This window comes from Microcoleus sp. C2D2 (assembly GCF_036702495.1).
Classification (GTDB): domain Bacteria; phylum Cyanobacteriota; class Cyanobacteriia; order Cyanobacteriales; family Microcoleaceae; genus Microcoleus.
Genome location: NZ_JAUBTO010000410.1, coordinates 1 through 1,175, shown reverse-complemented (window position 1 = coordinate 1,175; position 1,175 = coordinate 1). Strand labels below are relative to the sequence as shown.

The following is a 1,175-nucleotide window of genomic DNA, read 5'->3' as shown; positions in this document are numbered from 1 at the left end:
CTCATGCTTCCGAACGTCAAAGCCAATCTTCAGATTCTGGCGGTTTGTACTTGGTAATGTAGGGTGTTCAGGCTTGGCCGATTCTTGTGGATTGTTGCCCGCGTGCTCGAGCACTTGCCGACAGCGAACAAAATATCGGCCGCTCTTTTTGGTTTGCTTGAGAACACTATGTAACAAATTACACTTACTTTGGTTAGTCAGTGACAGTAGAATGACTGAACTGGAATTCCAATGGATTCCGGTCTGATATTCCGGTCGAGCAGAATTTTGTGCGCTGTATACTACATATTATGTAAACCCGATTTAAAAATTCCGCTGGAATTCCAATGGATTCCAATGGAAACAGGACAGACCACCTTTGGGCGACAATCGCAAATCTAGGAGGTACTGAGTATCGGAAAATCTACGTATGACGCTAGATTAAAGTATCTGGAAATCGATCCTTGCAATTAGGGATTGAAACTCGATTAACAAATCGCAGGGACGCTCGATCGTATTCTCTCTTTCATATTTCCTCCCCAGTATTAGTCGGTTGTATTTACCAAATCCCCTCTAACACAGTCCGGCTCGGTTGAGTTGGTGCGGAATACCAACTGCCTGCATCTGCGAGCGAGCTTAGCTGGACAATCTGCTGCGGTGGCTGCCATCGTTCACCCCAAGCTTTGCGAAACCGATAAAGAGGAATTGGCTTTGTCAACAGTTGGGTTGATTCTACCCAAACGCCAATTCCTGATTCCTGATTGCGATAGTAATCATCAAATTGAGCTTGTGATACCCTTGCCAGTTGTCCTTGCTTAGATACCCGCCACAGTTCACTTATAGGCAAGGATTCACGCATAGCAACCCGCACAATTCCTAATATCTCAGCAACTGGCATCGTGGCATAGATGATGATACTATCGCCCGGTTTTAAGGATGCTCCAAAATTGCCTTTTCGGAGTTCGATTGTTTTCGGATTGTGGATGTTGAAGAAAGCATCAGCCCAAGTCGGACGTACAGAAATTAAGTAAGTATTAGTCATCGGAATCATCCTCACTATTACTAATTCCCGTTAACCGTTCAAGCATTGCTCTAGCCTCTTTGTATACCTGATGATTACGCCCGCCACGAGAAACACCCCAAAGTATCCAAATTGTTTTTTTGAGTCCTAATTGTTGCTCGATAACAAGCTTTGC

The 1,175-nt window shown here is 44.6% G+C and carries 1 protein-coding gene; it reads right to left on the bottom strand.

Translation table 11 applies throughout. The annotated features are described in order from the left end of the window. Window positions 1-538 precede the first annotated feature (538 nt). A complete protein-coding gene (locus tag QUB61_RS39565; protein ID WP_333136958.1) occupies window positions 539-1,021 on the bottom strand; it encodes a hypothetical protein in 483 nt (160 codons plus the stop codon). Window positions 1,022-1,175: the final 154 nt, after the last annotated feature.